Origin of the sequence: Embleya sp. AB8 (assembly GCF_049739465.1) — a bacterium.
Taxonomy (GTDB): domain Bacteria; phylum Actinomycetota; class Actinomycetes; order Streptomycetales; family Streptomycetaceae; genus Embleya.
Window position 1 is genome coordinate 569,140 of sequence record NZ_JBMHHY010000001.1, and the last position, 20,521, is coordinate 589,660.

The following is a 20,521-nucleotide window of genomic DNA, read 5'->3' on the forward strand; positions in this document are numbered from 1 at the left end:
TCACACGCCCGCGTCGGTGACCAGGACGTGCACCACCACGTTCTTGAGGCCGGTGCGGCTTCGGACCTCGGCGGTGACCGCCGTGCGGACCGCTCGGGCCACATCCAGCACCCGGCGGTCGGCCGCCGCGCGGAACTGCACGTCCACGTGCAGGACTCCGTCCACCACGCGTGAGGTCACCCCCGGGACCCGGCCCGGGAGCAGGCCGCCGGAGACCTGGGCGACCGCGTCGAGCAGGCCCGGTTGCAGGTCCACGACACCCGGCACGGCCAGCGCCGCGCCGCCGGCGGTGGTCCGGGCCAGGACGGAGATCTCGCGCGGGGTACGCGTCGCCGGCTGTCTCATCGGTCCGCCCTCCGGTCCCCGGTGGCCGGTTCCAGGCCCACCACGTCCACATCCACCCTGGCCACGTCAAGGCCCAGCCGCTCGGCCGCGGTGCGGCGCACCCGTTCGCGCAGCCGATCGGCCAGCGCGTGGATCGGCTCGCCGTACGGCACCCCGACCGACAGCCGCACGGTGACCGGACCCGGCACCGCGGCGCCCGCCCGGTTCTCGAACGGCCGGATCCGGCAACTGCGGGCCTGCACGCCCGGTTCGGCGTCCACCGCCGCGCGCAGCGCCCGGGCCGCGGCGGTCTCGGTCAGCATGAGCTGCTCGTCCGGCTCGCCCAGCGGCAGCAGCCGACCGGTGTGCAACTCGGCCCGTACCAGGCGCATCACGCGCGAGCCGAGATCGTCCGGCACCGGGACCGGCAACTCGGCCCATTCCCGGGTGACCTGGTCGAGCACCGAGTGGTCGCGCAGCAGCGCCTGACACTCCGGACACGAACGTTCGTGCTCGTCCGACTCGCCGGCCGCGGCGTGTTCGAGCACCGCCTCCGGGTCGCGGCCGCAGGCCAACAGCTCCGGATCGGGCCCGGTGTCGGTCGGCTCGGGATTTGCCGCCGCCCCCGGCGCCTGCCGGGTCGTCGCGAGCAACTCGGCTGCCGACGGCAGTCGCAGCGCGTCGCCCGCCTCGTTCGTCACGTCCACGGCCGCATCGCCTCCGCCAGGGTCTGTCGTGCTCGGAAGATCCTGCCTCGCACCGCGTTCGCCCCGATGCCCACGGCCGCCGCGATCTCGTCGTAGCTCTGCCCGTGCAACTCGCGCAGCACCCAGCAGGCCCGCTGCTCCTCGGTGAGCGTGGTCATCGCCTCCTGTAGCGCCTTGAGTGCCGCCGATCCCTCCGCCCGTCTCTCCGGATTGTCCGCCATCTGCTCGATCGCCCGGTCGGGTACCTGGTCCAGACCGACCGTGGGCCGTCTGGTCCGGGCGATGTTCAACGCGCGGTTGGTGACGATGCGATACATCCAGGTCAGGAACGACGATTCGGCGCGAAAGCCCGGCAGTCGGCGCCACGCGCTGATGAACGCCTCCTGGACCGCGTCCTCCGCGTCCGAGGGGCGGCCGAGAATGCGCAGCGCGAGCGTGTACAGGGATCGCCCGTGTCGACGCATCAGCACCTCGAATGCTTCGGCGTCGCCCTCTCGAGCCCGCACCACCAGGGTGCCCTCGTCGAGCTCGGCCTCGTCGGCCATCGGCTTTCCCTCCTCGTCCCAACCCGGCGACGGTACTGCGCCCGGGGACACAACACGAGAACCGGCTCCCTCGCGGCGAGGCGCGGGGGGTGGGTGCGTGCCCGAACCCGCCCGGCGGGATAGCGTCGGATTCCGCGAAACATCCTCCGATCGACGCGTGACGTTCGCCGGGTGTGTGTGTCGTACAGGTGTGGTGAACCCGGCAAGGGGCACCGATGACAGGCGGGACCGAGTGTGGTTCCGGTCGGATGGTTCGGGCAGTCGAGGAAGGAAGTGCGCCCATGGCGGACACAACGACCCAGAGCAAGGCCGGTACGCAGGCGCTCCAGAAGGACGACGAGCGCGCGGTGACCGGCAATGCTCGGTCGACCGAAGTGGTCAAGTTGGCCACGGACAGGGGCCGCACGTCCATCGCGGACGGCGTGGTCGCCAAGATCGCGGGCATCGCGGCCCGTGAGATCCCGGGCGTGTACGCGCTCGGTGGTGGTGCAGCCCGGGCGTTCGGCGCGGTGCGTCAGCGCATTCCGGGGGGCAAGCCCAACGTTGCGCAGGGAGTCAGTGTCGAGGTCGGCGAGCGGCAGTGTGCCGTGGATCTCAACATCGTCGTGGATTACGGCGTGCCCATCGCCGAATTGGCGCAGGCGGTCCGGGAGAATGTGATCGACTCCGTCGAGCGGATGACCGCGCTCGAGGTGGTCGAGGTCAACATCGCGGTGGACGACATCCACATCGACTACGACGGCGACGACTCCAAGGAACGCCAGCTTCAGTGACGCCCGGGTCCGGCGACGACGAGCGGCGGCAATTGCTGCGCGAGTACCGGGAGTTCATCCGCGCGAGTCATCCCGATCGTGGCGGCGACCCGGAAGAGTTCGTGGCCGGGCTCGAGCGTTTCCGAGCGCTGATCGACGCGGCGGGACCGCCCGCGCCGTTTCGTTCGGGGGCCGCGGCGGAGACTACGGTCTACCGCCGCGGTCGCCTGCCGGGTCGGCTCTGGCGGCAGCTGACGGAACGTCGTCGACGGCGCAACAATCCGCGCGTCGAATAGTGGGCGGGCCGAGGCCGCCGCGAATTCCGGATCGTTTCCGGACAGTTACCGGACAACCCTGCGGAACCCGACCCGACGGGGTCGACAACAAGCAATGGCCGGTTCACGGTTCACGGTTCAGTGAGGAGTCGTTCGCCAATGACTACACCCATGGTCGGCCTGCTGGTCGGCATGGCCCTCGGCCTGGCCGCCGCGCTGGGCGGCTTCGGGGCCTTTCTGCTGGTTGCCGCGCTCGGGGTGGTCGGCTTCCTGGTCGGCCGCTTCCTGGACGGCGACCTCGACCTCGGCGAGCTGTTCAGCTCGCGCAACCGGCGGCGCTGATGCGCGCGGTACCGGCGGAGGGCCTGGCGCCGGCCGCGCACCGCGGGGAATTGCGGATCGGCGGGCGGGTGGTGGAGAAGATCGCCGCCCGCGCGGCGCGTGAGGCCACCGCCGAGGCCGCCCCGGACACCGTGCTGCGCGCGCCGCGGGCCGGCGCCACGATGCATCACGACCACGCGACGGTCGACCTCGACGTGGACGTGCCCTATCCCGGCCCGGTGGTGGCGATCTCTCGGACCATCCGCCAGCGGGTGCGCGCCGATGTGGAGTATCTGACCGGGATGCCGGTGGTCCGCGTGGATGTCACGGTCGGCCGGTTGACCCGTGGGGGGCACGGCAAGAGGAGAGTGGAGTGAGCCTGGAGGCTTCGCCCGAGGCGCCCGCGGGCGCCTCGTCGGCCGAGACCCCGGCGGGTGTGCTCGACGACTGGGGCGACGGCGCGAAGGTACGCCGGGCCTGGGCCACCCGCGGCCTGCCGGCCGGCCTGGTGGCGCTGCTCGCGGTCGGCCTCGCGGGCACCGCGCTGTACATCGGGGCGACCGCCAAGATCGACCGGGCCCCGCGCTGGTCGCGCGACCTCCTGGAGCGCGCCCAGACGCACGTGTGGCGGGACGACTGGACGATCGCCGCCGGGCTGATCGCCGCGGTGCTCGGCCTGTGGCTGATCGTGCTCGCGGTCACCCCCGGGCGGCGCAACCTGCTGCGGCTGCGCTCGCCGGGCGACGCGATGACCGTCTACATGACCCGGCGTACCGCCGCCTCGTTTCTGCGACACACCGCGCTGGCCTCCTCCGGGGTGCTGGACGCGCGGGTGCGGATGGGCCGACGCAAGGCGGTACTGCGGGTGGACTACCACTTCCGCGATCCGGACGAGTTGCACGACGAGTTGCTGGAGCGACTGGAGGAACGTGCGATGGCGCTCACGCTGGCCCGGGTGCCGCGCGTGGATCTGCGCCTTCAGCCCGTGAGCGGGAGGTGAGGCGGGCATGCGTACGGTCTGCAATCGGATCCTGTTGTTCCTGGTCGGACTCGGCCTGATCGGCGGCGGCCTGGCGGTCGCCGCGCGCGGCCGGGGCTGGTATCCCGACCGGCTGCACTCGGCGGACCACCCGTTCCTCAGCGTGCGGCAGGCCGCGCGGCTGACCGACCACGGCTGGTGGTGGTGGGTCGCGTTCGGCGTGCCGGGGCTGCTCCTGGTGCTCGCGTTGTGGTGGCTGCTCGCCCAGTTCGGCCGGCGCGCGGTGCGATCGTTGCGGGTGCAGGACACCACCGCCGAGGCCGGCGACGGGCCGTCGGGGCTCGGCACCGGGTTCGGCATGGTCGGCGACGAGGCGGACACGCTGACCGTGTCCGGCAATGCGCTCGCCGACGCGATCGAGGACGATCTGGCCGCCGTGTCCGGCATCGAGCAGGTCACCGCGCATCTGGTCCGCCGCCGCCGGGGCCCGACGTTGCGGGTGACGGTACGGGCCGAACCGGGCGCCGAGCCGCGCGTGTTGCTGGGCGCGGTGCGCGATCGGGTGTTGCCCAACGCGCGTGAGGCGGTCGGCCTTGGCACGTTGCCCACGATGTTGACGCTGCGGACCAGTCGAGGGTTGCCGAAGCGGCATCTGGACTGAATCCGGACGGAATCCGGAGGTGTGGGGTGGGCCCGGGAGGTTTCCCGGGCCCACGCGCGTTCCTGGCTCAGAGGGTGCGGGCCAGGCCGCCGTCGATCGGGATCATCACGCCGGTCAGGTAGGACGCGGCCGGGGAGAGGGTGAAGGCGGCCACTCGGCCGAACTCCTCCGGGGTGCCGTAGCGGGCCAGCGGGATCGCCTGGGCCTGCCGGGCCCGGGTGGCGTCCGCGTCGCCGCTCAGCTCGTCCAGCTCGCGCACCCGGTCGGTGTCGATCCGGCCCGGCAGCAGCCCGAACACCCGTACGCCGCGCGGCCCCAGCTCGTCGGCGAGGGTCTTGGCCACCATCGCCAGACCCGGCCGCAGCCCGTTGGACACGCCCAGGCCCGGGATCGGCTGACGCACCGACGAGGACAACACGAAGCCGATCGAGCCGCCCGCGGGCAACGCGGCGGCGGTCGCCCGGGCCAGCCGGACCGCGCCCAGGAAGACCGACTCGAACGCGTCCCGCCACTGGTCGTCCTCGACCGCGGTGATCGCCCCCGGCGGCGGCCCACCCACGCTCACCAGCGCGCCGTCCAGCCGCTCGAAGCGGGCCAGCGCGGCGGCCACCAGGCGCTCCGCGGTCCCGCTGTCCCCGTTGTCCGCGGCGATCCCGAGCGCCTGCTCGGGGCCGCCGAGCGCGGCGACGGCCTCCGCCGCGCGCTTTTCGTCCCGCCCGGTGACCACCACCCGGGCGCCGTCGTCCACCAGCGCGCGGGCCGTCGCGAAGCCGAGTCCGCGGGTGCCGCCGGTGACCAGATACACACGATCGCGCAGTCCAAGATCCATGCCGCCCATCCTGCCCGGTACCGACGTGGGCCCGAGGAAAATGACAGGTCGTCAGGTCGGCCGGTCGCTACCCTCGGTGGCATGACCGAACAGATCGACGTCATCCGGGAGTGGATCCGGGCGGCCGACGACGGCGTGACCGTGCTCACCGGGGCGGGCATCTCCACCGATTCCGGCATCCCCGACTACCGGGGACCGCAGGGTGTGTGGACCAAGGACCCCGACGCCGAGAAGCTGGTCACCTACGGCTACTACATGGGCGACGAGGACATCCGGCGGCGCTCGTGGTTGTTGCGCCGGGACAACCCCGCGCGCCTGGCCGGGCCCAACGCCGGCCACCGGGCACTGGTCGAGCTGGAACGGGCCGGTCGGCTCAACGCGTTGATCACCCAGAATGTGGACGGCCTGCACCGCCGGGCGGGCACCAGCCCGGAGAAGATCATCGAGCTGCACGGCACGATGTTCTACGTGGTGTGCACCGAGTGCGACGCGCGCACCACGCTGGACGCGGCCCTGGAGCGGGTGGCGATGGGCGAGGACGACCCGCGCTGCGTGCGCTGCGGCGGGATCCAGAAGACCGCGACGATCATGTTCGGCCAGGGCCTGGACCACGGCGTCCTGGAACGTGCCGCGATCGCCGCGCAGATCGGTGACCTGTTCCTGGCGATCGGCAGCTCGCTTCAGGTCGAGCCCGCCGCGTCGTTGTGCCGGGTGGCGCGGGACTCGGGGGCTCGGCTGGTGATCGTCAACGCGGGCGAGACGCCCTACGACCGGATGGCCGACGCGGTCGTCCGCGAGCCGATCGGCGACGTGTTGCCGGAGCTGGTCAAGGGGTTGTGACCGGGCTGAATAAACGGGCTGGTGAGCACGGCGGGCGGGCTCAGACCTTCGCGGGTTCCTCGTGCTCGTCCGCCTCGGCCGCGTCCAGGGCGGCCAACTCGGCCTCCAGCTCCCGGGCCTCGCCGCGCACCAGTTTGACGAACATCGCGAGCAACGCGAACGCGAAGATCCACCACTGCACCGCGTAGGCCAGATGCGGGCCCAGGTCCTCGTCGTCCGGCTTCGGGACGAGCGCCGGCGCCTTGGCCGATGTCGGGGCCTGCTCGGTGAGTTCGACGAAACCGCCGAACACCGGATGCGGCAGCTTGGGGCCCAGCTCGAAGCCGGAGATGCGCATCACCTGGCCCTCGGGCACGCCGACGTCGCGGATCCCGGAGTCCTTGCGGGTCTCGTCCGGGCGCAGCCGCCCGGTCACCGTCACCTGACCGGCCGGCGCCGGCGGCACGTCGGGCCGGTCGGTGGCCTCGGCCGGATTGCGCACCCACCCGCGATTGACCAGGAGCGTACGGCCGTCGGCGGCGACCAGCGGGGTGATCACGTAGTAGCCGACGACGCCGTCCTGGGTGCGCATGCGGGCGAGCACCTCGTGTTCGGCGTCGTACTTGCCGGTCAGTGTGACCCGACGCCATTGCAGATCGCCGGGCAGCTTGCGGCCGACGGCCAGCAGCTCCTCGGCGGGCACCGGCTTGCGCTTGATGTTGGTACTGATCAGGTCGTTGTGCGCGACCTTGTTCTCGTGCCGGTGGAGCTGCCAGAAGCCGAGCTCGACCATGATCGGGATCAGCACGACCACGAGCAGCGCCATCACGATCCAGCGCGGGGTCAGCAGGAAGCGGTACACCCGAGCACGGTACCCCTCGCGGTACCCCACTCCCGCCGCCGGGTCGCGGTGTCGGCATCCGGGTGCGCGCGGGCGCGGGTGGCCATGCTGCGGCAGCACTTCGCGCGGATCCACGGTGCGAGTGGATACCGGCGCCGCCGAGCGGACCCGCCCGCGTCGGTGACTGCCGCGAGCGCGCATTTTCTGCCACTGGGCACAGCCGCCCTCTTCCTCCACGGGCCGTTATGGGCGACCGTGGAGACATCGACGCGCGCGGAGGGGTGACGTGGCGATGGAGCTGCCCGAGGTGTCCCTGCCCTGGTTTGTACTCGGTGTCGCCGGCGCGGTGTTGTCCCTGACCCTGCCGTGGTGTCAGACCCGGACCTATCGCCGGGCGCGCGCGCTCGACTTCGACGAGGCGCGCTACGCGAGCACGCCGGACACGGTCTTCCGGGTGCCGATCACGCCGCTGAAGGTCTACGCCGAACCGATCGCGGCCCGCGCGGTGGGCCTGCCGTTGGGCGTGGCGGGCGCGGTGTTGTACCTGGTCTTCGGCCTGTGGCCGTCGATGCTCACCTGGTCGGTCTGCGGAGGCGTGACGATTTTGCTCACCCCGCTGCGCCGGGCCCTCGGCCTGCGGGTGACCCATCGGATCGCGCGTGACGTGCGCTTTCGCAACGGGCCGCTGCGCGACCGGGACGGGACGGTGCTCGCCGAGCAGACCTGGGCCCAGGTGGTGCGCACGTGGTATCGGCACGAGTACCGCGACCGGCCGCCGGGCGAGGACGACCTCTCGGTGGCCGTGCTCGGCAAGTTCTGGTGGCTGGCCGGCCATCTGCTGTGCTGGCCGGTGACGTTGCCCGGCACCCAGGTCGTGCAGACCGCGATGTGCCAGAACCCGGCCTGGGCACTGGGCCACGTGGGCGACGACGCGGGGGCACCGTGGCTGGCGGACCTGGGCGACGCGTACACCCCCGGGCGGAGCGACTCGCCGGGATCGGCCCGGCAGGCCGCCACGGACGGCTGACGTCCACCCGAGTGACCGGACACCGACTCGATCGTTGGGCCGGGTGTGACGCGAAATGTCTCCATGGTCCGGATCGCGGCGGCGTCCTTCGCGGGCACCGCGATCGAGTTCTACGATTTCTTCGTCTACGGCACGGCCGCGGCCCTGGTGCTCGGGCCGCTGTTCTTTCCCGGATTCTCGGCGCTCTCCGCAACCCTCGCGGCGTTCGCGACCTACGCGGTCGGCTTCATCGCCCGCCCCCTGGGCTCGGTGTTGTTCGGCCGGTTGGGCGATCGGCGCGGCCGACGGCCGGTGTTGTTCCGGTCGTTGCTGTTGACCGGGGTGGCCACCGTCCTGGTCGGGCTGTTGCCCACCTACGACCGGATCGGGCCGGCCGCGCCGATCCTGCTGGTACTGCTGCGTTTCGGCCAGGGGTTGGGCGTGGGCGGTGAGTGGGGTGGCGCGGTGTTGTTGGCCTCGGAGCACGCGCCGCCGGGACGGCGTGCGTTGTGGGCGAGCTTTCCGCAGGTGGGTCCCGCGATCGGGTTTCTGCTCGCCAACGGCCTGATGCTGACCCTGTCCGGGACGCTGACGGATGATCAGTTCCAGGCTTGGGGTTGGCGGGTGCCGTTCCTGTTCGCCGGGTTGCTCGCGGGTGTCGGCCTGTTGCTTCGGGCCTCGATCGAGGAGACGCCGGCGTTTCGCGCGCTCGCCGAGGGCGCCGAACTGGCGGCGAGTCCGGTCAAGGAGGTGATGCGCGAGCACTGGCGGCTGATCCTGCTCGTGGCCGGCGCGCTGACCTGCGGCTATGTGGGCTTCTACCTGATCACCACGTGGTCCCTGCACTACGCCACCACCCGGTTGTCGGTGGGCCGCACCACGATGCTCGCGTGCATCATGATCGCGGTCGCGGGCAAGGCCGCGGCCACCCCGCTGTTCGCGGTCATCGGCGATCGGTACGGGCGCAAGCCGCTGTGTGTGGCGGGCTGCACCGGGATGGGCCTGTGGGCCTTCCCGATGTTGCGCCTGCTGGCCACCGGTGAGCCGGTGTGGATGACGCTGGCGTGTCTGGGCGCGCTGCTCCCGTTCATCGCCATGTTCTCGGTGGTCGGGGCGTACCTGGCCGAGCTGTTCGAGCCGCGTGTGCGCTGTACGGGCGCCTCCACCGCGTACAACCTCGGCGGCGTGCTCGGCGGCGCGCTGACCCCGATCGTGGCCACCGAACTGGCCCGGGGCGACGGTACGCCGTGGGGTGTGGCGGCCTATCTGGCGGGCGCGGCGGCGTTGAGTGTGGCCTGCTTCTCCGCGCTCCCGGAGACTCGGGGGGTGCCGGCGCCGGCGGCCCGACCGGCCACCGCGTGAGCGTCGTTCCGGCCCTCCTGCCGGCCTTCCTGCGGGCCTTCCTTCCGCAGCCGTTCTGCGCCACCCTGCGGCCATGGAAGCACCCGAACAAGACCGGGCCCAAGCGCGCCGAGCGCAGCACGTCCGGATCGCCGAACGCCTCCTCGCCGCCGTGACCGCCGGCGACCGGGCCGCCCAGGTGGCCTGCTACCACCCCGACGTGGTGCTCGAATTCCCGTACGCCGCGCCGCCGGTGCGCGTCGAGGGCAAGGCCGCCGTGGACGCCTATCTGGCCGTCGCGCTCGGCGTGTTCGAGCTGCGCCTGACGGTGACCCGGGTCCACGACTGCGTGGACCCGGACACCGTGATCGTCGAGTTCACCGGGACCGGCCGGGCCCGGACCACCGATCGGCCGTACGCCAACACCTACCTCGCGGTCCTGGCCTTCCGGGACGGTCTGGTGGTCGGGCAGCGCGAGTTCTACAACCCGGTGCCGGCCGTTCAGGCCTTGACCGCGACGCCCGCCAGCTGAGGCAACTTCAGCGCCGGGTCGCCGAGCGGACCCGCCGGGCCCCAGACGTCGACCGGGACCAGCCGGGCCGGGAGCAGCTCCAGGCCGCCGAAGACGGCCAGGATGTCGTCGTGCGAACGGGCGTGCATCTTCTGCACGTTGGACGAGTACTCGCTGAGCGCGCGGTCCATCCCGGCCGGGCGCTCCTCGCTGCGGTGCGCGTGCGACAGGACCAGGTGGCTGCCCGGGACGGTCGCGTCCATGTACTGGCGGACCACGCCGACCGGGTCTGCGGAGTCCGGCAGGAAGTGCAGCACCGACACGATCAACACGCCCACCGGCTGGGAGAAGTCGATCAGCTCGCGCACCTCGGGTGCGTCGATCACCTTGGCCGGATCGGTCAGGTCGGCGCCCAGCACGGTGGCGTTCGGGTTGTCGGCGAGCAGGGCTTGGCTGTGCGCGACCGCGACCGGGTCGTTGTCCACGTAGACCACCCGGGCCGCCGGATCGGCCTTCTGCGCGATCTCGTGCACGTTGCCCACCGTCGGGATGCCCGAGCCCAGGTCGAGGAACTGCCGGATGCCCAGGTCGAGCAGGTGGTGCACGGCGCGGGTGAGGAAGACCCGGTTGGCGCGCAGCACGTCGCGCAGTTCGGGCATCGCCTGGGTGACCAGTTCGGCGGCCTCGCGGTCGACGGCGAAGTTGTGCGCGCCGCCGAGCGCGTAGTCGTAGACGCGGGCGACACTGGCGCGCGTGATGTCGATGTGCTCTGGGGCCCAGTCCGGTCGAGTCATGGCTCGGACTCTAAAGCGTGTCGACACGATGCACCGGAAAAATCGCCGGCCGATCGGTTGGAACCCCTGTGCGAGGCATCACACCGGGTTGCCGGGCTGCCGGGCTGCCGGGCTGCACCACGATGCTGCACGCCGACGCGGCTGCCGCGACGATCCCGGGGCAAACTGATCCGGAGGGAACAATTCCGCTCCGGATCGGGACCGGGATCGCCGCGGCCCGCCCGCGACTACGGCTTGACGCCCGCCACCCCCACGAACGCCGGGCACTTGTCCGCGCCCACCGGGATGTCCTCGGCCGCGAGCGGTACCCACACCTGCTCGACCCGCGGCCCGACCCGCGCCGCGATCGGGGCCAGCGCCGCGAGGTCGAAGCCGTACAACTTCGCCGCGTTGCCGCCGACCATGGCCGCCACCTCGACCGGGTCGATCCCGTTGTAGGTCAGCTGGAGCGCCTCACGGCTGAACGGATGGCTGGCCTCCTTGTGCGGGTAGTCGCTGCCCCACATGATCCGGTCCACGCCCACCTGATACCGCAGCTTGGCCTCGGCCGGCCGCTGGAAGCTGGCCCCGACGTGGCACTGCCGGGCCCAGTACTCGCTCGGCTTGAGCGCCATCCGCCCGACCAGCGCGCTGCCCCACTCGTACTCCTGCGAGCCGACCGCGGTGCTCATCCGGTGCCAGTAGTAGTCGAGCCGCCGGGTCTCCTCCGGGATCCACGCGGTGCCCTGCTCGGTGAAGACGAACTGGAGTTCGGGGTGCCGGTCCATCGCGCCGGAGACCACCAGGTGTGTGAACGCGCGGTGCGCCCACCAGGACACCTCGGTCAGGAACACCACCTTGTCCACGTCGGTGTCCCCGGCCGGCGGTGCGGCCGAGCCGGTGTGGTGGTTGACCGGCATGCCCAACTCCTCGCACACCCGCCACAGCGGCTCGTAGTGCGCGTAGTCGAACATCGGCACGAGACCCGAGCCGGGTGGCGTGCCGGGCAGCAGCACGCCCCCGGTCAGCCCGGCGTCCTTGGCCCAGCGGATCTCCGCCACCGCTGCCGGGATGTCGTGCAGCATGATCTGCACGATGCCCGCCCGGCGCCCGGGGGTGGCCGCGCAGAAGTCGACCATCCACCGGTTGTGCGCCTTCAGCCCCTCCCAACGCAGCGCCAGATCACCGGCGTTGGCGGCGGGCGGCTGGTCGGTCAGCGAGGGCTTCGGGAAGAACGGCGGCACCGTGTTCGGGAAGATCACCTCCGCGACCACGCCGTCCGCCTCCAGGTCGCGCATGCGCCGATCGGAGTCCCAGTTGCGCGGGCCCAGGTCGCCCTTGAGGTCCTCGTACGGGATCTCGTAGCCGGCCACCCACGTGTCGAACGCGGCGTGGCAACGGGCGGGCAGGTAGTCGCGGTAGCCGTGGATCTCGCCGCCGCCGTGGCAGTCGGCGGAGATCACCGTGTACCGCTCGGGCAGGTCGGTGAACGGGGGGCCGCCCGGGACGGTGGGCGGGGTGGTGCCGTCGGTCATGGGGATCAGACCTCCAGGGCGGGCGCGTTGGGGTTGAGCGCGACGCCCGTGTCGTGTCCGGTGAGCCAGTGCCGGCCGATCTCGGCGGCGGCGGCCCACTTGGTGGTCAGGTCCTTCGCCGAACCGTCCTCGTGCACCTGGCCGAGGGTCGCGGGGGTGACCCCGACCCGTTCGGCGTGCGGTGCCAGGGCGGCCAGGTCGAAGCCGTACACGTCGGCGACCGCCTCGCCGAGCATCACGCGCGTCTCGGCGATCGGTACGTCGGAGAACGTCTTGCGCAAGATGTTGAGCGTCTCCGGCCAGGTGCCCTCGGGGTGCGGGAAATCGTTGCCCCAGCAGATGTTGCCGATACCGATCTCGTAGCGCATGCCGATCTCGCGGCGTTTGGTGTTGGACGCGCCGATGAAGCAGTTCCGGTCGAAGTACTCGCTGGGCAGCAGCTTGATCTCCTCGAACCCGGCCAGCTTGGCCGCGCCGCGCGAGCCGAGCAGCAGCCGGTCGGTGAACCACAGCAGGTTGCCCACCCACCAGCAACCCGCCTCGGTCACCCCGAACTTCAACCTCGGGAAACGCTCGAACACGCCGGACCAGAGCAGGAACCACAACGGTCGGGACGGCCACCAGGTGACCTCGGTGACATAGATGCCCAGGTGGTTCCCGTACGACTCGCGGTCGGCCGGACCCGAGTGGGTGACCACCGGCAGCTCCAGCTCCTCGCACAACGCCCAGACCGGGTCGTACCGGCGGTCGTGGTAAGGCGTCTGGTTCATCCACATCGCCGGGATCATCACCGCGCCCAGCCCGTCCGCCTTGATCCGGCGGATCTCCTTGAGCACGTCGTCGAGCGCGGCGGTGATCGGGATCAGCGCGACCCCGCGCCGCCGTTCCGGGCTGGTCTTGCACAACTCGGCCAGCCAGCGGTTGTGCGCCTGCGCGCCGGCCAGGCCCAACTCGGGATCCAGGTCCCCGGACAGGCCCAGGCCCGCGCCGAACGGGACACACGTGCGCGACTCGACCGCGTCGGCGTCCGGGAAGATCACCTCGCCGACCACGCCGTCCTTGTCCAGCTCCAGATCGCGCCGGTCCACCTCCCAACCGCTGCGCAGCACCTCCTCGTTGGTCTCGAACCAGTTCGCCGCGAAGTCCTCGTTGCGCACGCCGAGGTCGGTGATCGCCTTGAGCTGCGCCTCGCGCTCGGACAGGAATTGGTCGAACGCGGCGTGGTGCCGGGTGGCCAGGTAGTCGCGGTAGAGCTCGGTCGGCAGGCCGGCGTGGGTGTCGGAGGAGATGATCGTGTAGGGGGTGGTGAGTTCGCTGTTCTTCGGCTCTTGCTTGGCGTCTTCAGGCATCGGCGCTCACTTGTCCAGGACGAAGGTTTCGAGGTACGCGGGGTTGCTGCGGGTGAGCATGCTCTGCGAGCGGGCCGTGATCTGGTCGTCGCTGTGCTCACTGGCGGGCAGGATCCAGAACCGGTTCGCCCGGATGCCGTCGAGCACGTCGGCCGCGACCGACTCGACCGGGGTGAACTCGATCTCCCGGCCCGCGTCCCGCATCGCCTTCTCCCACGCGTCGAGCGTGTTGTACGGCGTCTTGCGCGGCACCGACTTGGCGAACCGCTCGGGCCGGTTGCGGTACGACTCCCACAGGCCGGTGCGCAGCATCTTGGGGCCGGGGAAGAGTACGGACGTGCCCAATTGGGCCTTGACCTGGCCGAGTTGCGCGTACAACGCCTCGGTCATCGTGACCACGGCGGCCTTGGTGGTCGCGTACACCGACGCGTTCGGCAGCGGGGCGATGCCGCCGTCGCCGGAGGAGGTGTTCACGATGTGCCCGGGGGTGTCCTGCGCGAGCATCCTCGGGACGAACGCCTGGATGCCGTTGAAGACGCCGAAGACGTTGACCGCGAAGCACCAGTCCCAGTCCTTGGGGTCGTGCTCCCACATCCTGCCCTCGGAACCGGAGCCGATCCCGGCGTTGTTGCACAACACGTCCACCGCACCGAAACGGTCGAACGCGGCGTCGGCCAACCCGAACACGGACTCGCGCACCGATACGTCCACGACGTGCCCGAACGCCTGGCCGCCCGCCTCGGTGATCCGCGCGACCGCCCGGTCCAGCGCGCCCTGTTCGATGTCGCCGAGCACCACCTTCATGCCCTCGGCGCTGAACCGCTCGGCCATCGCGAGCCCGATGCCGCTCGCGGCGCCGGTGACGACGGCCACTCTGCCGTCGAATTCCTGGAGCATGTGTCTCGCTTCCTCGCTGTCCGGTCGTTGTTGGGTCGTTGTCGGGAGGTGGGCTATTTCGCGGGCGCCGGCGGGTCGTCGGTGATCTGCTGTACGTCGTCGTAGCGCTGGTGGATGTAGGGCAGCATCAGGTCGGCCTTGACCCGTTCGGCGACGAAACCCTGCTGGTCGGACGTACGTTCGCTGAGCGTGATGGACAGCAACTTGCGTACCGGCAGGTCGGCGACCGGGTCGAAGTCCGAGTCGCGCAGGATCACCTCGCCGTCGACGCGGTGCGCGCTGCGGGTGCGCTCGTTGCGGGTGACGTGGACGAGCAGCGGGTCGGCGTCGAAGCCGTCGCCGTCCACGGCGGGCAGGAACTTGTAGTAGAAGCTGAGCGTCTGGCGGGGCTCGGGCACCGGCAGTTCCTCGACAACCGTGCCGCGCACCTCGACGTAGGTGACGCCCATCCGGTTCACCGTGGCCACCACGGTGTCGCCGTCCCGCTCGACCCTGACATCGGCCAGCTTCTTCGGCTCGCCGAACACCTCGCGCCCGCCGATCACCGCGCGCTCCGTGGTCATCGGCATGGTCAGCGTGTAGTCGCCCTCGATGTCGCCGTGCTTGCAGCGCACCGCGACCGCGCCCGCGCCGAGCGGGAAGCCGTTGATGTCGCAGGCGGAGATGTTCACCCGGACCAGCGGCCGGCCGGCGGGGACCAGCGGCGGCGGCAGGATCGCCGCGATCACCTCGGGGTCGGTCTCCCAGATCGCCATCACGCCGGTGGACCAGATCTCCGGCAGGCTGGACCGGTCCTGGGCCGACTTGCGCAGGGTCGCCGCCGGTCGGGCTGCGTATCGGATGCGTGCCACGTACCTCACCTCTTCCGCTCGTGCTCGTGCGGGGGCTGCGCGCGGGCGGGGCGGGACGGGGCGTCGGCCGATGGCCGTTGGGCCACGTTTTGCCGATGGTCCGCGTTTTTGTCGTTCGCGCGCAGTGGTGCCGGTTGCTCTGTAACACTGTTACACCGGTGGGTCGGCGAGGTAAAGGCCTGCGGCTCGGTTGTGTGTGCGGTTGCCGGTGTGTCGGGTGACCCCGGTCGGACGCGAGAATGGGACGTGATGGACAGAATCACGCGAGACACCGTGCTCGACACCGCCATGCGTCTGGTCATGGAATCCGGTATCGAGAACCTCAGCATGCGCAAACTGGCCGCCGAGTTGGGCGTCGCCGTCACCTCGATCTACTGGCACGTGGGCAACCGCGACGTGCTGGTGGATCAACTGGTGGACCGGGTGATCGCGGACATGGGCGCGATCTCCGTGGACGGGAGCACGCCGGTCGAGCGGGTGGTGTCGATCGCGAGCTCGTGCCGGCGACTGATCCTGGAGCGCCCGCACCTGGTCGGCCTGGTCCGGGAGCGCGGCCTGGAGTCGCTGATGATGCTGCCGGCCCGCAAGGCGCTGGTGCGCGAGATGACGGCGGCCGGGCTGCGGGGGGCGCGGGCGGGCCGGGCGGTGCAGGCGGTGCAGTATCAGGTCGCCGGCTTCGTGATGCTGGAGCGGGCCCTGGAGAACAGCGCGGTCGAACCGCCGGCGGTGGACGAATGGCGGGCCGAACTGGCGCTGGCGGACCCGGAACTGGCGGCGAGCCTGAGCACCGTGGCGGACGGGGACCGGTTGTTCGTACTGTCCGTGCGGGCGCTGGTGGAGTCGTTGTTGGGGTGAGCCACGGCCACGAGGGCGGGCCGGGGGAGTCTGCCTACGCGGACGTGGCCGCCCACCGTGCGGAAGCGAATCCGCTGGAGTGGTGGGCGGCCACGGTGAGGTTCAGCCTGGTCGGTGTGTGCGGCACACCGTCTCAGTTGTAGATGTAAAGCGTGTACAGGTATTGCTTGGTGGGCTCGAACCACTCATAGCGGCATTGGTACGGGAAGCCTTCCCGCTCATATTGCCGGCCGTCCGCCACGCAGCTGGATTTGGCGGCGTAATAGGTTCCGGTCCATGACCATTGACCTGCGGTGGCGGTGGCGGTGGCGGTGGCGGCGGTGGCGGCCGTGGCGATGGTCGGACGATCCTGAGCGTAAGCGGGAGCTGTGGTGATGGCTGCGGTGGTCATGACGGCGCCGGAAACAAGAACTGCCGCGACGGCGGCGGAAATCTTCTTCAACGTTTCTCCTGTAGGGATGGTCGTAGGGATGGTGCGGTATTGCACAAGCCGATTGCCTTGCTGCACACCACGACGGTTTTGCGGACGCCGATGTGACTCGATCGCGATGTGACGCGCGCCATAACGCGACCGTTGATCGGGCCGTGATCGAACGTGGTGGTGTCGGGTCGGGTTGACGAGCGCGGCCGAGTTGCGGATCCCTGAAGGGTGCGACGTCAACTGGCCGCCGGATATGAGTGATTGGCACGGACCGCCCACCGACTGCGCGCCCGGTCGGGGGCCCGGCCGGGTCCTGCGATGGCCGTTCCGTGCCTGGGTGGTTCGTCGGTCGGGGGGCGACCGGGTCCGGGTCGGTGGTGGAGGGAGGCCGGATCCCGGTCCTTCCATCCTGGTCCCGTGCGGGCGGCTGGTGTTCGGCGTGGAGATCGGGCAGGCTCGCCCGCATGGTTTCGGTATTGCAGAACGTGGCGATCGACTGCGCGGATGCCTACGAGTTGGCTCGGTTCTGGAGCAGCGTGACAGGCCATTCGCTGGATCCGGACGCCCGGCCGGGTGACCGGGAGACTCAGGTACTGATGGCGGAGGGCCCGGTGTTGTACTTCAACCAGGTGCCCGAGGCCAAGACGGTCAAGAACCGGATCCACCTGTGTCTACGCCCCGAGACCACGCGCGACGAGGAGGTGGACCGGCTGCTGGGGCTCGGTGCCACCTTGGTCGCCGATCGCCGGAAGCCGGATGGTGCGGGCTGGGCGGTCCTCGCCGATCCCGAAGGCAACGAATTCTGCGTGCTGCGCAGCAAGTCGGACCGAGCGGCGATGAATTCCTGACGGCAGGTGCGCGCGCTGCCGGGCCGCCGCCGATCCCGGCCAACGAGCGGCGGCGGCACGGCTGTTCGGCTGGGGTGGGTCGGCGGCCGGAGGCTGGAGTCTCTACCCGGCCACCCTCGCTACGCCACCGGCCCGCCCTCGTGTCAAGGCGTCTCGTCCGGGAACGGGGGATCCGCCCAATCCGCCACGGGACCCAATGGGCAGTCGACCGTCACAAGGTCCGCCAACAACGCGAACCACGCGCGGCGGCCCGCCGGTTGGACGATTGCCAACGTTCCGTCGTCCACCGCCCACATCTCCATGAGCATGCCGTTCGGCCGCTTCGTGGCGTCTTCCCGCCCGACGTACGCGACGTGCCGGTACAGCACCGGAGCGGGCGGCCGGAGAATCACCAAGTCCGGTAGCCGGCAGGCGAATTCGATCCCATTCCGCAGCCGCAGATGGACCTGTCGCCCCTGTACGTCCATCAACACGCCCTCGCGGCCGGAATACGCGTCACGACACCACGCGTGTCGATACCGCTCGAAGAACGCGTGGCCTTTGTCGAGGTCCTCCTGCGTACTCCCCGAAATCCGCTGCGGCGCACTCATCGCGAACTCCGGCCACGGGGTCGCTGCGTCGGAAACCGCAGCGACCGCCGCCAAGCTCGCAAACGCAGCCCGAGCCGCACCCGCAGAGGCCGAATCGGCTTCGAGGGCACGGAAATCGGGGGAGTGGCCATCGGAGGAGTGGCAATCGGGGAAGAGGCGACGACGTACGGCTCCTCGACCCACTCCCGAGCCGGCGTGCGAAGTTGCGCGATCTGCCGGTTGCGTACCACAGCCGCCGCCTGCACCGGGCCGCGTTGGGTCCATCCGATTCGATCTGTCATCGTGGTGACGTGTCCTTTCGCTGATTGGGGCACGTAGGGGGCGAGTTGCTGTCCAGGCATGTCCTCGCCCCCTACCTCCCATCTCCCACCGCATCGCCGTTCGACCAAGGAACGGCAGCGCGTTCGCCCTCCCGCTCGTGACGGCAGGGGGACGTGGCCGAGTTGCCGGTTGCCGTGAGTAGGGATTCGGCCACTCTGTGGTTCATCATCGGCCAATCGGTCTAGCCTTTGGAGTGACCCACGGTTGCGGATCCAATTGGAACGGGAAGGGGTACGCGCGTGCGATACCAGGAGCGTCGAACCGATCCGACAATCGGATCACCTCGCCAACGCGTGGCCTCTCAGATCCGGGAGCACCGAACGCGGGCGGGCATGTCCGTAACGGAGTTGGCGGATGTCGTGGGCTACAGCAAGGCATCGATGAGCCGCTTCGAAACTTGCGACAGTCCGGTCCCCGAAGAACTGTGCCCGAAGCTCGACGCGGCATTCGGCACGAGCGGTTTGTTCACGGCCATGTTCGAGTTGCTGCGCGATGTACGGTTCCCGGATCGCTACTTGGAATACATGGGTCTTGAGAAGGAAGCGCTGGGCTTGAGGGAATGGGCAGGCTTCCGCATTCCGGGACTGCTTCAGACGCCGGCGTACGCGCGGGCGGTCTTCCGGGAGGCCGACCGCGGAGCTACTGAAGAAGAGATCGAAGCGCGCGTTGCCGCCCGGCTGGACCGCCGAGCGATCTTCGAGCGAAGCCCAAGTCCCCACTTCGCGGCGATTCTTGACGAGTCGGTCCTACGGCGTTGGGTCGGTGGGTCCGCAGTGATGGCCGAACAACTCGCTGCACTTTTGCCGCTGGTGGACCACGAGAACTGCACCATCCGAGTACTGCCCTTCTGCCGTGGCGAGTTCGGCCTGACTGAGGCGACTCAGATTCTGATCGAGCTGGAGGATGGCACATCGTTGGCTTACGTCGAAGGCCACGCGCACGGCCGGATCCTTGAGGACCCGGACGTCGTCACGACGCGTAAACGGGCCTACGATCGGGTGAGTGCCTATGCCCTGACTCCAAGGGAATCGGCAGCCATGATCCGCGCGGCAATCAAGGAGTACGAGGCATGTACACAACCCCCGACCTGAGCGCCGCTGCCTGGCGTAAGTCGAGCTACAGCAACGACGATCAAGGCGCCTGCGTCGAAGTGGCCGACGATTTCCCCGGCATCGTCCCCGTCCGTGACAGCAAGGACCCGAGCGTGGGACACCTGACTGTGCCTGCGGCCTCGTGGGCAGCCCTTACGGCAACACTGAGCGTCTGATGAACGTCGATGCCCCGCTGCCGAATTCCGCGGGTGGTGGGGCATCGCGTTGGCGACGATGAAGCCGGGTCGGCCCCGGGCGCTGTCGGTGGCTGACAATCGCCTGACGCTTCGTCGTCTGGCCTAGGGGTGGCGGCGCGCGTGCTGTCGTACGGTGGGCGGCGGAACCCTGAGTCCGTACTTTTTGGTGATATGGCCGGCAAACGGGCCTACCATCGGGTGAGTGCCCATGCCCTGATCCTGAGGGAATCGGCAGCCATGCACGGCAGCCAAGGAGTACGAGGCGTGTACACAACCCCCGACCTGAGCGCCACTGCCTGGCGTAAGTCGAGCTACAGCAACTCGGATCAAGGCGCGTGCGTCGAAGTGGCCGACGATTTCCCCGGCATTGTCCCCGTCCGTGACAGCAAGGACCCGAGTTTGGGGTACCTGACGGTGCCTGCGGCCTCGTGGGCGGCCCTTACGGCAGCCCTGATCGTCTAAGGAACGGCGGTGCCCCGCAGCCGAGTTCTGCAGGTGGCGGGGCATCTCGCGTCCTTGTCCACGAGGGCGTCTGGAATCCACTGTCGAGTGCCCATCACGTGTCCGGCCCATCCGATCGCAGCGTGCGGAACCAAACGCGGTCTCGGGCGCTGAATCGGCGTCGGGGGCACGGCCATTCGCGCAGTTGCGACGACCGGTCCCTCGACCAAATCCCTGACGGACGTGCTTGACCGTTCGTACCTGCTGGTTGCGAACCACGGCCGATGCGCGCGCGGGGCCGCGTCGTGTCCAGCACGGTGAGATCGTGATGCGTGCCTTGCCCGGTTCCGGAGAACGTGCGTCGTCGTGGCGGTGTTCAAGTCCGGGGAGTGATGTTGACGTCGCCGGCGTCGATGCCCTGACCTGCGGCGGGGACGTTGG

At 70.2% G+C, this 20,521-nt stretch carries 27 protein-coding genes; 15 read left to right on the forward strand and 12 right to left on the reverse strand.

Annotated features, from left to right (window positions below; all coding sequences use genetic code 11):
- The 3 genes from ABIA38_RS02440 to ABIA38_RS02450 are packed head-to-tail and all read right to left on the reverse strand — an operon-like array spanning window position 1 to window position 1,576.
- Window positions 1–345: an Asp23/Gls24 family envelope stress response protein gene (locus tag ABIA38_RS02440; protein WP_424636660.1), complete on the reverse strand. Its 345-nt coding sequence runs from the start codon at window positions 343–345 to the stop codon at window positions 1–3.
- Window positions 342–1,031 carry an Asp23/Gls24 family envelope stress response protein gene (locus ABIA38_RS02445; RefSeq protein WP_424636661.1) on the reverse strand — a complete coding sequence of 230 codons (690 nt, stop codon included), beginning with the start codon at window positions 1,029–1,031 and terminating at the stop codon, window positions 342–344. Before ABIA38_RS02445 ends, ABIA38_RS02440 begins: the two co-directional genes overlap by 4 nt.
- Entirely contained in the window at window positions 1,022–1,576 is a 555-nt protein-coding gene (locus ABIA38_RS02450) for an RNA polymerase sigma factor (RefSeq protein WP_424636662.1), read from the reverse strand. The genes ABIA38_RS02445 and ABIA38_RS02450 overlap by 10 nt, the downstream gene beginning before the upstream one ends.
- A 281-nt stretch (window positions 1,577–1,857) precedes the next feature.
- Here ABIA38_RS02450 and ABIA38_RS02455 point away from each other — a divergent pair, with 281 nt between their 5' ends.
- The 6 genes from ABIA38_RS02455 (at window position 1,858) to ABIA38_RS02480 (ending at window position 4,564) form a co-directional block, all read left to right on the forward strand.
- Window positions 1,858–2,349 (forward strand): Asp23/Gls24 family envelope stress response protein, encoded by a 492-nt coding sequence (locus tag ABIA38_RS02455; RefSeq protein WP_424636663.1) that lies wholly within the window; start codon window positions 1,858–1,860, stop codon window positions 2,347–2,349.
- The gene (locus tag ABIA38_RS02460) at window positions 2,346–2,624 is read left to right on the forward strand and encodes a hypothetical protein (protein WP_424636664.1); all 279 of its coding nucleotides are present in this window, start codon (window positions 2,346–2,348) and stop codon (window positions 2,622–2,624) included. The genes ABIA38_RS02455 and ABIA38_RS02460 overlap by 4 nt, the downstream gene beginning before the upstream one ends.
- A gap of 138 nt (window positions 2,625–2,762) precedes the next feature.
- Entirely contained in the window at window positions 2,763–2,945 is a 183-nt protein-coding gene (locus ABIA38_RS02465) for a hypothetical protein (protein ID WP_078977717.1), read from the forward strand.
- The gene (locus ABIA38_RS02470) at window positions 2,945–3,301 is read left to right on the forward strand and encodes an Asp23/Gls24 family envelope stress response protein (RefSeq protein ID WP_424636665.1); all 357 of its coding nucleotides are present in this window, start codon (window positions 2,945–2,947) and stop codon (window positions 3,299–3,301) included. Before ABIA38_RS02465 ends, ABIA38_RS02470 begins: the two co-directional genes overlap by 1 nt.
- A complete protein-coding gene (locus ABIA38_RS02475) occupies window positions 3,298–3,924 on the forward strand; it encodes a DUF6286 domain-containing protein (protein ID WP_424636666.1) in 627 nt (208 codons plus the stop codon). The genes ABIA38_RS02470 and ABIA38_RS02475 overlap by 4 nt, the downstream gene beginning before the upstream one ends.
- 7 nt (window positions 3,925–3,931) lie before the next feature.
- Complete coding sequence (locus tag ABIA38_RS02480) at window positions 3,932–4,564, forward strand: hypothetical protein (RefSeq protein ID WP_424636667.1); 633 nt, start codon at window positions 3,932–3,934, stop codon at window positions 4,562–4,564.
- Between the two features lie 67 nt (window positions 4,565–4,631).
- Here ABIA38_RS02480 and ABIA38_RS02485 read toward each other — a convergent pair whose 3' ends face one another.
- Window positions 4,632–5,393, reverse strand: coding sequence for an SDR family oxidoreductase (locus ABIA38_RS02485; protein ID WP_424636668.1), 762 nt, complete (start codon window positions 5,391–5,393; stop codon window positions 4,632–4,634).
- Between the two features lie 81 nt (window positions 5,394–5,474).
- On the opposite strand from ABIA38_RS02485, the gene ABIA38_RS02490 reads away from it, so the two are divergent.
- Complete coding sequence (locus ABIA38_RS02490; protein WP_424636669.1) at window positions 5,475–6,233, forward strand: SIR2 family NAD-dependent protein deacylase; 759 nt, start codon at window positions 5,475–5,477, stop codon at window positions 6,231–6,233.
- A gap of 40 nt (window positions 6,234–6,273) precedes the next feature.
- On the opposite strand, the gene ABIA38_RS02495 is transcribed toward ABIA38_RS02490, so the two are convergent.
- Window positions 6,274–7,074 (reverse strand): SURF1 family protein, encoded by an 801-nt coding sequence (locus tag ABIA38_RS02495; RefSeq protein WP_424636670.1) that lies wholly within the window; start codon window positions 7,072–7,074, stop codon window positions 6,274–6,276.
- Window positions 7,075–7,339: 265 nt separating this feature from the next.
- Here ABIA38_RS02495 and ABIA38_RS02500 point away from each other — a divergent pair, with 265 nt between their 5' ends.
- From ABIA38_RS02500 to ABIA38_RS02510, 3 genes are all read left to right on the forward strand, one after another.
- Window positions 7,340–8,080: a hypothetical protein gene (locus ABIA38_RS02500; RefSeq protein WP_424636671.1), complete on the forward strand. Its 741-nt coding sequence runs from the start codon at window positions 7,340–7,342 to the stop codon at window positions 8,078–8,080.
- 63 nt (window positions 8,081–8,143) lie between these two features.
- Window positions 8,144–9,421, forward strand: coding sequence for an MFS transporter (locus ABIA38_RS02505; protein WP_424636768.1), 1,278 nt, complete (start codon window positions 8,144–8,146; stop codon window positions 9,419–9,421).
- Window positions 9,422–9,494: 73 nt separating this feature from the next.
- Window positions 9,495–9,932, forward strand: coding sequence for a nuclear transport factor 2 family protein (locus tag ABIA38_RS02510; RefSeq protein ID WP_424636672.1), 438 nt, complete (start codon window positions 9,495–9,497; stop codon window positions 9,930–9,932).
- Here the strand turns inward: ABIA38_RS02510 and ABIA38_RS02515 are convergent.
- The 5 genes from ABIA38_RS02515 to ABIA38_RS02535 all read right to left on the reverse strand — a co-directional run bounded on the left by ABIA38_RS02515 (window position 9,902) and on the right by ABIA38_RS02535 (window position 15,316).
- A complete protein-coding gene (locus ABIA38_RS02515) occupies window positions 9,902–10,705 on the reverse strand; it encodes an SAM-dependent methyltransferase (protein WP_424636673.1) in 804 nt (267 codons plus the stop codon). The two genes, ABIA38_RS02510 and ABIA38_RS02515, sit on opposite strands and share 31 nt — an antisense overlap.
- A 227-nt stretch (window positions 10,706–10,932) precedes the next feature.
- Window positions 10,933–12,219, reverse strand: coding sequence for an amidohydrolase family protein (locus tag ABIA38_RS02520; protein WP_424636674.1), 1,287 nt, complete (start codon window positions 12,217–12,219; stop codon window positions 10,933–10,935).
- A gap of 5 nt (window positions 12,220–12,224) precedes the next feature.
- Entirely contained in the window at window positions 12,225–13,568 is a 1,344-nt protein-coding gene (locus ABIA38_RS02525) for an amidohydrolase family protein (protein ID WP_424636675.1), read from the reverse strand.
- 6 nt (window positions 13,569–13,574) lie between these two features.
- The gene (locus ABIA38_RS02530) at window positions 13,575–14,465 is read right to left on the reverse strand and encodes an SDR family NAD(P)-dependent oxidoreductase (protein WP_424636676.1); all 891 of its coding nucleotides are present in this window, start codon (window positions 14,463–14,465) and stop codon (window positions 13,575–13,577) included.
- A 53-nt stretch (window positions 14,466–14,518) separates the two neighbouring features.
- Entirely contained in the window at window positions 14,519–15,316 is a 798-nt protein-coding gene (locus tag ABIA38_RS02535) for an acetoacetate decarboxylase family protein (RefSeq protein ID WP_424636677.1), read from the reverse strand.
- Window positions 15,317–15,565: 249 nt separating this feature from the next.
- Between ABIA38_RS02535 and ABIA38_RS02540 the strand changes: the two genes are divergently transcribed.
- Window positions 15,566–16,171: a TetR/AcrR family transcriptional regulator gene (locus ABIA38_RS02540; RefSeq protein ID WP_424636678.1), complete on the forward strand. Its 606-nt coding sequence runs from the start codon at window positions 15,566–15,568 to the stop codon at window positions 16,169–16,171.
- Window positions 16,172–16,304: 133 nt separating this feature from the next.
- Here ABIA38_RS02540 and ABIA38_RS02545 read toward each other — a convergent pair whose 3' ends face one another.
- Window positions 16,305–16,613 carry a hypothetical protein gene (locus ABIA38_RS02545; protein ID WP_424636679.1) on the reverse strand — a complete coding sequence of 103 codons (309 nt, stop codon included), beginning with the start codon at window positions 16,611–16,613 and terminating at the stop codon, window positions 16,305–16,307.
- 443 nt (window positions 16,614–17,056) lie between these two features.
- Between ABIA38_RS02545 and ABIA38_RS02550 the strand changes: the two genes are divergently transcribed.
- Window positions 17,057–17,440: a VOC family protein gene (locus ABIA38_RS02550; protein WP_424636680.1), complete on the forward strand. Its 384-nt coding sequence runs from the start codon at window positions 17,057–17,059 to the stop codon at window positions 17,438–17,440.
- A gap of 143 nt (window positions 17,441–17,583) precedes the next feature.
- Here the strand turns inward: ABIA38_RS02550 and ABIA38_RS02555 are convergent, their stop codons facing one another.
- On the reverse strand, window positions 17,584–18,030 hold the full coding sequence (locus ABIA38_RS02555; protein ID WP_424636681.1) for a hypothetical protein: 447 nt from the start codon (window positions 18,028–18,030) through the stop codon (window positions 17,584–17,586).
- 614 nt (window positions 18,031–18,644) lie between these two features.
- On the opposite strand from ABIA38_RS02555, the gene ABIA38_RS02560 reads away from it, so the two are divergent.
- From ABIA38_RS02560 to ABIA38_RS02570, 3 genes are all read left to right on the forward strand, one after another.
- Window positions 18,645–19,442 (forward strand): helix-turn-helix domain-containing protein, encoded by a 798-nt coding sequence (locus ABIA38_RS02560; protein ID WP_424636682.1) that lies wholly within the window; start codon window positions 18,645–18,647, stop codon window positions 19,440–19,442.
- Window positions 19,421–19,618: a DUF397 domain-containing protein gene (locus ABIA38_RS02565; protein WP_424636683.1), complete on the forward strand. Its 198-nt coding sequence runs from the start codon at window positions 19,421–19,423 to the stop codon at window positions 19,616–19,618. The genes ABIA38_RS02560 and ABIA38_RS02565 overlap by 22 nt, the downstream gene beginning before the upstream one ends.
- A 285-nt stretch (window positions 19,619–19,903) precedes the next feature.
- On the forward strand, window positions 19,904–20,101 hold the full coding sequence (locus tag ABIA38_RS02570) for a DUF397 domain-containing protein (protein WP_424636684.1): 198 nt from the start codon (window positions 19,904–19,906) through the stop codon (window positions 20,099–20,101).
- Window positions 20,102–20,521 lie beyond the last annotated feature (420 nt).

Bases quoted from the DNA above. Each gene is read 5' to 3' on its own strand.
- ABIA38_RS02530 (WP_424636676.1), bottom strand. From the start codon at position 14,465: ATGCTCCAGGAATTCGACGGCAGAGTGGCCGTCGTCACCGGCGCCGCG.
- ABIA38_RS02565 (WP_424636683.1), top strand. From the start codon at position 19,421: ATGTACACAACCCCCGACCTGAGCGCCGCTGCCTGGCGTAAGTCGAGC.
- ABIA38_RS02470 (WP_424636665.1), top strand. From the start codon at position 2,945: ATGCGCGCGGTACCGGCGGAGGGCCTGGCGCCGGCCGCGCACCGCGGG.
- ABIA38_RS02455 (WP_424636663.1), top strand. From the start codon at position 1,858: ATGGCGGACACAACGACCCAGAGCAAGGCCGGTACGCAGGCGCTCCAG.
- ABIA38_RS02525 (WP_424636675.1), bottom strand. From the start codon at position 13,568: ATGCCTGAAGACGCCAAGCAAGAGCCGAAGAACAGCGAACTCACCACC.
- ABIA38_RS02490 (WP_424636669.1), top strand. From the start codon at position 5,475: ATGACCGAACAGATCGACGTCATCCGGGAGTGGATCCGGGCGGCCGAC.
- ABIA38_RS02515 (WP_424636673.1), bottom strand. From the start codon at position 10,705: ATGACTCGACCGGACTGGGCCCCAGAGCACATCGACATCACGCGCGCC.
- ABIA38_RS02555 (WP_424636681.1), bottom strand. From the start codon at position 18,030: ATGAGTGCGCCGCAGCGGATTTCGGGGAGTACGCAGGAGGACCTCGAC.
- ABIA38_RS02440 (WP_424636660.1), bottom strand. From the start codon at position 345: ATGAGACAGCCGGCGACGCGTACCCCGCGCGAGATCTCCGTCCTGGCC.
- ABIA38_RS02465 (WP_078977717.1), top strand. From the start codon at position 2,763: ATGACTACACCCATGGTCGGCCTGCTGGTCGGCATGGCCCTCGGCCTG.
- ABIA38_RS02550 (WP_424636680.1), top strand. From the start codon at position 17,057: ATGGTTTCGGTATTGCAGAACGTGGCGATCGACTGCGCGGATGCCTAC.
- ABIA38_RS02505 (WP_424636768.1), top strand. From the start codon at position 8,144: ATGGTCCGGATCGCGGCGGCGTCCTTCGCGGGCACCGCGATCGAGTTC.
- ABIA38_RS02480 (WP_424636667.1), top strand. From the start codon at position 3,932: ATGCGTACGGTCTGCAATCGGATCCTGTTGTTCCTGGTCGGACTCGGC.
- ABIA38_RS02520 (WP_424636674.1), bottom strand. From the start codon at position 12,219: ATGACCGACGGCACCACCCCGCCCACCGTCCCGGGCGGCCCCCCGTTC.
- ABIA38_RS02485 (WP_424636668.1), bottom strand. From the start codon at position 5,393: ATGGATCTTGGACTGCGCGATCGTGTGTATCTGGTCACCGGCGGCACC.
- ABIA38_RS02510 (WP_424636672.1), top strand. From the start codon at position 9,495: ATGGAAGCACCCGAACAAGACCGGGCCCAAGCGCGCCGAGCGCAGCAC.
- ABIA38_RS02450 (WP_424636662.1), bottom strand. From the start codon at position 1,576: ATGGCCGACGAGGCCGAGCTCGACGAGGGCACCCTGGTGGTGCGGGCT.
- ABIA38_RS02540 (WP_424636678.1), top strand. From the start codon at position 15,566: ATGGACAGAATCACGCGAGACACCGTGCTCGACACCGCCATGCGTCTG.